Annotated in this window: 6 protein-coding genes; 3 read left to right on the top strand and 3 right to left on the bottom strand. The window is 58.3% G+C overall.

Features of this window, described 5'->3' with window-relative positions; all coding sequences use genetic code 11:
• The first annotated feature begins 228 nt into the window (after positions 1 to 228).
• The 3 genes from AC07VR_RS10840 to AC07VR_RS10830 are packed head-to-tail and all read left to right on the top strand — an operon-like array spanning position 229 to position 3,794.
• Positions 229 to 888 carry a paraquat-inducible protein A gene (locus tag AC07VR_RS10840; protein WP_495011224.1) on the top strand — a complete coding sequence of 220 codons (660 nt, stop codon included), beginning with the start codon at positions 229 to 231 and terminating at the stop codon, positions 886 to 888.
• Entirely contained in the window at positions 875 to 1,498 is a 624-nt protein-coding gene (locus AC07VR_RS10835) for a paraquat-inducible protein A (RefSeq protein ID WP_494991742.1), read from the top strand. Before AC07VR_RS10840 ends, AC07VR_RS10835 begins: the two co-directional genes overlap by 14 nt.
• The gene (locus tag AC07VR_RS10830; protein ID WP_495011223.1) at positions 1,491 to 3,794 is read left to right on the top strand and encodes a PqiB family protein; all 2,304 of its coding nucleotides are present in this window, start codon (positions 1,491 to 1,493) and stop codon (positions 3,792 to 3,794) included. The genes AC07VR_RS10835 and AC07VR_RS10830 overlap by 8 nt, the downstream gene beginning before the upstream one ends.
• Positions 3,795 to 3,961: 167 nt before the next feature.
• Here AC07VR_RS10830 and mksF read toward each other — a convergent pair whose 3' ends face one another.
• From mksF to mksB, 3 genes are read right to left on the bottom strand one after another with little or no spacing between them, the layout of a single operon-like run.
• Positions 3,962 to 6,802: an Mks condensin complex protein MksF gene (gene mksF, locus AC07VR_RS10825; protein ID WP_495011222.1), complete on the bottom strand. Its 2,841-nt coding sequence runs from the start codon at positions 6,800 to 6,802 to the stop codon at positions 3,962 to 3,964.
• Complete coding sequence (gene mksE, locus AC07VR_RS10820; RefSeq protein WP_494991745.1) at positions 6,799 to 7,500, bottom strand: Mks condensin complex protein MksE; 702 nt, start codon at positions 7,498 to 7,500, stop codon at positions 6,799 to 6,801. The genes mksF and mksE overlap by 4 nt, the downstream gene beginning before the upstream one ends.
• Positions 7,490 to 8,767, bottom strand: a complete 1,278-nt coding sequence (mksB, locus tag AC07VR_RS10815; RefSeq protein ID WP_494991746.1) for an Mks condensin complex protein MksB — start codon at positions 8,765 to 8,767, stop codon at positions 7,490 to 7,492. The genes mksE and mksB overlap by 11 nt, the downstream gene beginning before the upstream one ends.
• Positions 8,768 to 8,882 lie beyond the last annotated feature (115 nt).

Raw genomic sequence — 8,882 nt, 5'->3', positions numbered from 1 at the left:
ATCGCCGATGGTAGTGTGGGGTTTCCCCATGTGAGAGTAGGTCATCGTCAAGATTAACTTCCGAAACCCCTATCTGCATCTGCAGGTAGGGGTTTTGTTTTTGCGCGCGATTTGTCGGCGCGGGCTGGCTCGCGATGGCGATTTCCAAGACGCCATGGCGCGCACTCGAGTGTCGACCGGCTGGCTCCTACAGAATAGACTCAATCTTTTTCCGAGCCAGAGCCTTTTATGCCTGATCCGGTTGACGCCTCCAGGGTGTCAGATTTGCCGCTGGACGACTTGGTAGCGTGCCATGAGTGTGATTTGCTGATGCGTAAACCACGGCTCGCTCATGGCGAGAAAGCCCAATGTCCGCGCTGTGGTTATGAGTTGTACGCCCATCGACACAATGTGGTGGATCGTAGTCTGGCATTGGTCATCGCCGCACTGCTGTTATATGTCCCTGCGAACTTTTTACCCATCATGCGGCTCAATCTCTTGGGGCAGTCGTCAGAAGATACTGTTTGGACTGGCGTTGTCGGTTTGTTCAATACCGGCATGCAAGGTGTGGCCGTCGTGGTGTTTCTTTGCAGTATGGGGATTCCGCTGCTCAAGCTGATCTGTCAGTTAGTCGTGCTGCTGAGTATTCGCTGGAATATTGGGCGCAGCTACGGCCTGTTGCTCTATCGCACTTATCACCATTTGCGCGATTGGGGGATGCTTGAGGTCTACCTGATGGGCGTATTGGTGGCCATCGTGAAGTTGGCAGATATGGCCGCGATCGCTGTCAGCCTTGGCTTGGCGTGTTTTATCAGTTTGCTATTGGTTCAGGTCTGGCTGGAGGTGGTGATGTCGCCTCATCAAATCTGGCAAGCATTGTCAGGAGAGGATGCTCATGCGGGCGATTGATGCAGGCATTTTGATTTGTGCCGAATGCCATGAGTTGAACAGGCAGGAAGCGGACCGCGATGAGCAGGTCTGCACTCGCTGTGGTGCGCTGGTTCATGCGCGTCGCCCGAATAGTTTGATGCGCACCTGGGCATTGCTGATTACTGCTGCGATTCTCTATGTACCGGCGAACGTATTGCCGATTATGACGGTCAGTTCTTTAGGCCAAGGTGATCCCAGCACCATTATGTCGGGCGTGATTCAGCTGGTTCAGCATGGGATGTTCCCGATCGCCGCCGTCGTATTTATCGCCAGCATCCTGGTTCCCACCTTCAAGTTGGTGGGAATCAGTTTGCTGTTGTTCTCAGTGCAGCGCCACCAGCCGCTTTCGGCCCGCCAGCGCATCATTATGTATCGGTTTATTGAGTTCATTGGCCGCTGGTCGATGTTGGATATCTTCGTGATCGCCATTCTGGTGGCGGTGGTGAATTTTGGTCGGCTTGCCAGCATCGAGGCTAATCTCGGCGCTATAGCCTTTTCCAGTGTGGTGATTTTGACGATGCTTGCAGCAGTAACTTTTGATCCCCGACTGATTTGGGATAACACGGAATCGGACGGCGACCATGACTGATTTGCCTGACGCTAAAACCCGACCGGCTTCCAATTGGTCAGCCATTTGGGTACTACCGCTGATCGCCTTGGTGATTGGCGGTTGGCTGGGCTGGCGTGCCTACAATGAGACCGGAATAGAAGTTCAGGTCCACTTTGAAAGCGGCGAAGGCATTCAGGCAAAAAAGACTGAAGTGGTCTACAAAGGCATGTCGGTCGGTAAGGTTAAAGCCCTGGCCCTCGATGACGAAGGTGATACCAAAGGGGTGGTTGCCACCGTCGAGATGAACAAGGATGTCGAGCAATACCTGAGGACCAGCACTCGCTTCTGGCTGGTCAAACCGAGCGTGACTCTGGCAGGGATTACCGGGCTCGAAACGCTGGTTTCGGGTAACTACATTGCGGTTAGTCCGGGTGAGGGTGAGCCGACCCGAAAGTTCAAGGCCCTGGCGAAAGAGCCGCCGTTATCGGATTCCAAGCCAGGCCTGCACCTGACCATCAAGGCTGAGCGCCTGGGTTCGCTGAATCGCGGTAGTCCGGTGTTCTACAAGCAGATTCAGGTCGGTCAGGTTAAAAGCTATCAGTTGTCTGGAGATCAGAATACCGTCGAGATTAAAGTTTTTATTGAGCCAACCTATGCCAGCCTGGTGCGCAAATACACGCGTTTCTGGAATGCCAGCGGGATCAGTATCGATGCCAACTTATCCGGGGTAAAAGTACGCAGTGAGTCTCTGGCCAGTATCGTGGCGGGTGGTATCGCGTTCGCCACTCCGGATAACCGCAAAGACAGCCCCCCCACTGATCCGAGCCTGCCATTTCGCCTCTATGAAGACTTCGAGGCCGCTCAGGCCGGTATTCGGGTCAAGGTGAAACTCAGTGACTTCGAAGGTTTGCAGGCTGGTCGCACGCCGGTCATGTACAAAGGCATTCAGGTCGGTAGCTTAAAAGCCTTGAAGGTCGATTCTGATCTATCCAGTGCGAGCGCCGAACTGACCCTGGATCCGCTGGCCGAAGATTATCTGGTGAATGGCACCCAATTCTGGGTGGTCAAACCGTCGATTTCGCTGGCTGGTATCACCGGGCTGGAGGCGTTGGTCAAAGGTAACTACATCGCGATCCGGCCGGGTGACAAGGGCGGTGCACCGCAACGCGAGTTCGAGGCGCGTGCCAAGGCTCCGCCGCTGGATTTGCGCTCCCCTGGCCTGCATATGGTGTTGTTGACCGACAATCTGGGCTCGCTGGAGGTCGGTAGCCCGATTCTCTACAAGCAGGTCAAAGTCGGCTCTGTGCAGAGCTATCAGTTCTCGCGTACTCGTAAACAGTTGGTCATCGGTGTGCATATCGAGAAAGAATACGAAGGGCTGGTCAACGGCTCGACTCGATTCTGGAATGCCAGCGGGATCACGCTGTCGGGCGGTTTGACTGGCGGTATTCAGGTCAAGAGCGAATCGCTGCAAAGTCTGATGGCCGGTGGTATCGCTTTCGAAACCCCCGAGGCGAAAGTCCCTCTGAGCAAGCGTATTCCACGCTTTCGCCTGTACGCGAACCATGAAGAGGCGCTGCAGAAGGGCACGCTCGTGACGATCAAGGTCGATCGTGCCGACGGATTGCGAAGTGGCACGCCAATTCGCTTCAAGGGGCTGGATGTCGGCAAGGTTGAGGATGTCGACCTCAGCGATGACCTGCAATCGGTGTTGCTGACGGCGCGCATCACCGAGGTGCCGGAACGTATTGCCCGAATTGGGAGCCAGTTCTGGGTGGTCAAGCCGGAGCTTGGTCTGATCAAGACCTCCAATCTTGAAACGCTGGTCACCGGGCAATACCTGGAAGTTCAGCCGGCCGCGAAAAATCTTGGTCCACAAAAAAGCTTTGTAGCGTTGGCCCAGCCGCCGGAGTCGGCAGTGCCCGAGGCGGGTCTGAGTCTGGTACTGAGTGCCGCTCGCCGTGGTTCGCTGAAGATTGGTGTGCCGGTGACGTACCGAGAAGTGACCGTGGGTAAGGTTACCGGCTATGAGTTGGGCCAGACTGCGGACAGGGTTCTGATTCATATCCTGATCGAGCCGAAGTATGCGCCATTGGTGCGCAGCGGCAGCCGATTCTGGAACAGCAGCGGTTTCGGTGTGGACTTCGGCCTGTTCAAGGGGGCGACAGTGCGCACCGAGTCCCTGGAGACGTTGATCCAGGGCGGCATTGCCTTTGCCACACCGGATGACGAGCGTATGGGCAATCCGGCCCGGTCTGAGCAGACCTTTCCGTTGTTCGACAAGTTTGAGGAAGAGTGGCTGGTGTGGGCGCCGAAGATTTCCCTAGGGAAATAACGTCCCCAGCAGGAGCAGCCGGTCGACGCTCGATTGCTCGCGATTCAGGCACTTCGGCGTGTCTGATTCACCGATCGCGAGCAAGCGGGCTCCTACAAAAAACGGGTAACAAAAAAGGCCGCGATCCAATGGATCGCGGCCTTTTTCGTCTCTGCGCCAGTGAGCGCTTAAACCTCGTCGAGCTCCGGCTCGGTCGATTCAATGTTAACCATTGACTTCACCTCGTCATGCCGACGGATGTACTTCCAGTCCGCCTCATCGATGTAGATCCCGTTCGGCCCGCTGCCGCCTTCCAGGTCGATGGCGACATGGGCGGAAACCTGCGGCTTCACACTGGCCAGAATCGGCACGAAGCCCAGCTGCAAGCTGGTTTCCAGCAACGCCGCCTGGTTTTTCTCGTCGATGTCTGCGGCCTCGTCGAGGTAGTACGGCAGACGCACACGCCCGGCCTGATCGCGGTCCATCAAGTGCAGCAACAAGTACATGTTGGTCAGCGCCTTGATGGTCATGGTTGTGCCGTTGGACGCCGCACCATCGATATCGGTGTGGATGACCGGCTGGCCGTTGACCTTGGTGATCTCGAACGCCAGTTCGAACAGGTCCTTGAGGCCCAGCTGGTTATGGTTCGCCGCTACCAGACGCGCCAGGTATTCCTTGGCCTCTTCGTTCTTGTTGTCCTGATCGGCGCTTTGGCTCAAGTCGAATACCGAGAGGGTTTCGCCTTCTTCATACTGACCGGCGCTGTGGATGATCTGGTCGATATGCTTGAGGGCTTCCTTGTTCGGCGCCAGGACAATGCGGAAGCTTTGCAGGTTGGACACCTGACGCTTGTTGATCTCGCGGTTGAACAAGGCCAACTGGTGTTCGAGGCTGTCGTAGTCGCTGCGGATGTTGCGCAGGGTCCGGGCGATATCGGTGACAGCCGCACGGCGGGCTTTGCCCAGGGTCAGTGCTTCGTCGGTACGGTGCGCGTACGCGTTGATCAGCAGTTGCAGGCGACGCTCCACATCGTCTTCACTGTCGAACTTGGCCACGCCCTTGAGGCGAACCTGAGCATATAGCGCTTCGATCTGTCCATCGCTGCGCAGCAGGCCTTGCCAGCTGTCCTGATAGTCATTGAGCAATGGCAGCAGGTTGTCCATGGAGTCGTCGACCGGTTCCATGAACGGCGTGCCGAACGGCAGGTCGGCAGGTAACAGCTGACGGCGACGCAGGGCATCGTCGAGCGTGCGTTGCTTGGCTTCCATGTCACCGATCTGCCGACCGACGAGTTGAAGTTTGGCCGACAGTTGCTGGACACGTTCGGTGAAGGCATCGCTGGAGCGTTTCAATTCATCCTGAGCGGCTTCCATCTGTGCCAGTTGCTCAAGCTTGTCGTCTTCCTCGGCGCTCAGGGTTTGCGAGCGACGGAAGTCTTCCAGAGCTTTCTGTGCATCCAGCACTTGCTGATACAACGCTTCGGTCTGGGTCTTGCTGGCTGCACGGTCTGCCGCGACGGCCGCTTGAGTTTTCAGTTGCTTGAGTTCTTTTTCCAGACGCTCTTTCTGATCCCGTAGCGCGGCGCGGTCGGCCAGGGCTTGCAGCGCCGGCGGCTCGATGTGCGACAGATCTATGGACAGGCCCGGTACTTCGAAACGCTCGCCCTTGAAGCCATCGAGAATCAGCTCCATGGATTTGACCCACTCGCCGTTCTCGTCCAGCGCAATGCCGTGCTCGCCCAGCGGCAAGCTGAACAGCGCGCTGTTGAACAGGCGCATCAGGCGCTCGACGTCCTGTTGCGAGAACTCTTCACGCAGACGGGCATAGCTGTTGTTGTCGGCGTGGTCGAGTTGCTGCTTGACCGACTTCAGGCGTTTTTCCAGATCGCGAAGACGTTCTTCCAGATCTTCGGCGCTGAACTGTCGGGACTGCGCGAGGGCGCCGGCCAGCTCATCGTGAGCATCCTTGGCAGCCAGCAATTGCTGTTCGAGGACCTTGACGTCGTCGATCAGGGCGAAACGATGCTTGAGCACCGACAATTCGCCGAGCCAGCGCTGGATGCCGCTGATTTCCCGTTCCAGGCGCATCAGTTCCTGGGTGCCACCGCGTTGGTCGTTTTGCAGGGCGTCCTGTTCATTGCGGTAATGCTCGGATTGAATCAGTAACTCTTCCTTGCGCGCGCTGGCGTAGTCCGACCAGGTTCCGAGCAATGAGTCGAGCAGCGGCGATAGCCGGTGCAACTTGCCGCGCAGGATGTTGCGCTGCGTGACCCCGGCGGCCAGGGCTTCGACCAGGGGACCTGCGGTGACCAGCGAATTGTAGTCCTGCTCCATCCGGCGAACGTCGCGGAAGGCTTCTTCGCAGGCAGCGATGTAGTCGACGCTGCCGGAACGCAGGCTGTGCTCGAAGGCATCGAGGAATAGTTGCTTGAGCTTGGCCGCGGTAATTTCACGCATGTGCAGCAGGTTGATGAACAGTGCGCGGAAGGTTTTCAGGCTCTGTTCGCTGGTAGAGCGCAACGGGATCAGTGTCAGGTCCAGCGGAATCGATGTGTGACCGCCTACCAGCAAACGACGCAGTTCCTCGGGCTTGAGCTCGTAGGCTTTAAGACCCTGGCGCTCAAGATTGGCGAACAACTCTTTCTGCCGCAGGCAGGTCTCGTCTTTCTGGTAGTGCGCCAGGTCCAGTTTTCCGGCGTAGGCAAAGAACTGGTGACCGAAACCGCCGCCCGGACCACGGCCGACCACGCCGATGACGTGCGGACCGTGGGGCAGGGAGACCTCGACGAGGATGTAGCTGGTGTCCGAAGCAAAGTAGAAGCGCCGCGATTGCTCCAGGCTGTACTTGCCGAAGCTCATGTCGGACATGCGCGCCAGGATCGGGAACTGCAAGGCGTTGATCGAGGCAGATTTACCGAGGTTGTTCGCGCCGTACACCGACAATGGATGTTCCAGCGGGAACAGCCCGAGACTGTAACCGGCGGTGTTCAGCAGGGCAAAGCGGCGAATGCCGTAGCGTTCCTGGCTCATGCGTCGATCTCCTGTTCATCGGCAATGGCGCGAGCCAATGCGTCTTCCTCGCTCTCTATCTTGAATTCACTGAGGTCCAGCGGGTCATCGGTTTCCAGCAGTTTTTCGTCACTGTCGTCATCGATCAGCACCGGTGCCGGCAACGGCAACACGCTATGCAGGCTCGCTGCCAGGTCACGGTCCTGCTGCACAGACAGGCAAACATCGAGGAAGCGGTGCATCGGTGGCAGGAACCGGTAGATGCCGTTTTCTTCGCTGGCAAAGCCGAGCTGGGTCATGCGGCGCATGATTTTTTCTTCCAGCTCTTCCTGAGTCTGCACTTCGGCCTGGATAAACAGGTCGCGGTACTTTTCCAGCAGCGATGGCAGTTCATCGCGGCCAAGGCTGCCGCCATCAAGGACCGCGACCGGATCGCGACCCTGATCAGCCAGATGCTCGACGATGATGAAGGTGAACAGCGCCAGACGTTGCGCGGTCTTGTTCACCGCGGCGGCGGCCAGCTCCGGAACGAAGTAGTAGAAACCACGGGTGTCGCAGACCAGCTCAAAGCCCAACGCCTTGAACAGCGTGCGGTATTGATCCTGGAAGTTCGACAGTTGCGCGTACAGCTCCGGGTCCCGGCGGCTGACGTGGTAGCCCTTGAACAGCTCGCGAAAGATCGGCGCCAGCTGGGACAGTTCGGAAAGATCAAGATGCATGGGGAGTGCTCGCAGAATTCTCAGGCGCGTCATCGCGGGCCGAGAGCAGGGCGAAGGAGCGCAGGCTGACCTGGTGCTCGTGTGTGTGGTAGTTGCGACGCTCGAGACGCTCGCGTTTGAAGCGTTTGTCCCGCGAGAGCCGCGAGAACCAGTACAGCAACTCGTCGGTGGCGCCGTCCGGTTCTTGCGCCAGCAACCAGGTCATGAGATCTGGCATTGGCAGGGCGTCTTCGCAGCGTTCAAGCATTTCGCGAACGGTGCGCGGCGCACGTGGGGCCTCGCCTTTTTGGGTGTTGTGGGCTTTGGGGAAACGCGCCGGTTTCGGCTCGAAACGAGCCAGGGCGTAAACATAGGCCTCGACCTGGCTGGCACTGCCCAGAAACGTACTTTGCGGCCGGGTGAACATGGGCATCGCCGCTTGCGGCACCGCATCGATACCTTTGCGACGAATGGCCGACAATGCGAGTGCCGCGCCACGGGTCACGGCATTGTGCCGGCGGGCTTCTTCGCGCAGCGGCAGCAGCAGTTCCCGGGCGTGACGCAGCGTCAATTGGGCGCTGGTCTGCATCTCGAGGATGCGCGCGTGGGTACGCAGCAGCATGTCGTCATCGACCAGGTGGCCGAGGCGCTGCTGTTCGCTGAGCATGCGTAGCAGCACGTTCTCGACTTTGCGCACGCCTTGCTCGAAAGCGCCGTCAGCGTTGACCAACTGGATCATCGGCTCAACGTATTCGTCCCAGGTCGCCAGCACTTCGGCGTAGCGCTGACGCAGCGGGATCTGCCGGTCGCTGGTCTTGGCTCGCTCGGCGACAGCCACCAGGGCCTGTTCGTCGTTGGCGAGTTTCTTCAGGACATCCCGTACCCGCATGTCGAGCAAGCGCAACTGGCGCGCCAGGTCACTGCCGTCGCGAATGTCGAAGGCATCCTGGATATAACCGGCCAACCGCTCCAGATGTCGCAGATAGGCTTCGATTTCCAGGCACAGGCCAAGACGGTGTTCACGTCGCAGGTAGGCGAGGAAGTCGTGGATCTGCGCATTCAGCTCGAAACGGTTCGGGCTTTTCGCCACAGGAACCAGAATATCCAGGCGGATCCACACGTCCAGCAGGCTGGTGATGTCCTGTGGCGTGCTGTCCAGTTGCTGAGCGGCCAGTTGTGAACGCAGTTCGTTGAGGCTCAAAGTGCCTTGGTCGAAGTGCTCGCACAGTGGCTCCAGGAGTGCCCAGTGTTCGGCGAGGGCGCGCAAGACGCGCTTGGGTTCGATCATGGGAAAGGCCGGCTGGTTGGCGATTAAAAGCGGCGATTGTACTGCATCAGACGGGTTGCGATTCACCCCAGGGCGTTTGATGAGACGGGCTGCCGGTTTTCTATTGATCAACTGC

Source organism: Pseudomonas sp. GW821-FHT02H09 (assembly GCF_059421425.1).
Note: the sequence above shows the minus strand (reverse complement) of the source record. Positions and strands in the feature narration are given on the sequence as shown.

Excerpts from the sequence above, each read along its gene's own strand:
- AC07VR_RS10840 (WP_495011224.1), top strand. The coding sequence starts at position 229 with ATGCCTGATCCGGTTGACGCCTCCAGGGTGTCAGATTTGCCGCTGGAC.
- AC07VR_RS10835 (WP_494991742.1), top strand. The coding sequence starts at position 875 with ATGCGGGCGATTGATGCAGGCATTTTGATTTGTGCCGAATGCCATGAG.
- AC07VR_RS10830 (WP_495011223.1), top strand. The coding sequence starts at position 1,491 with ATGACTGATTTGCCTGACGCTAAAACCCGACCGGCTTCCAATTGGTCA.
- mksF (WP_495011222.1), bottom strand. The coding sequence starts at position 6,802 with ATGAGCCAGGAACGCTACGGCATTCGCCGCTTTGCCCTGCTGAACACC.
- mksE (WP_494991745.1), bottom strand. The coding sequence starts at position 7,500 with ATGCATCTTGATCTTTCCGAACTGTCCCAGCTGGCGCCGATCTTTCGC.
- mksB (WP_494991746.1), bottom strand. The coding sequence starts at position 8,767 with ATGATCGAACCCAAGCGCGTCTTGCGCGCCCTCGCCGAACACTGGGCA.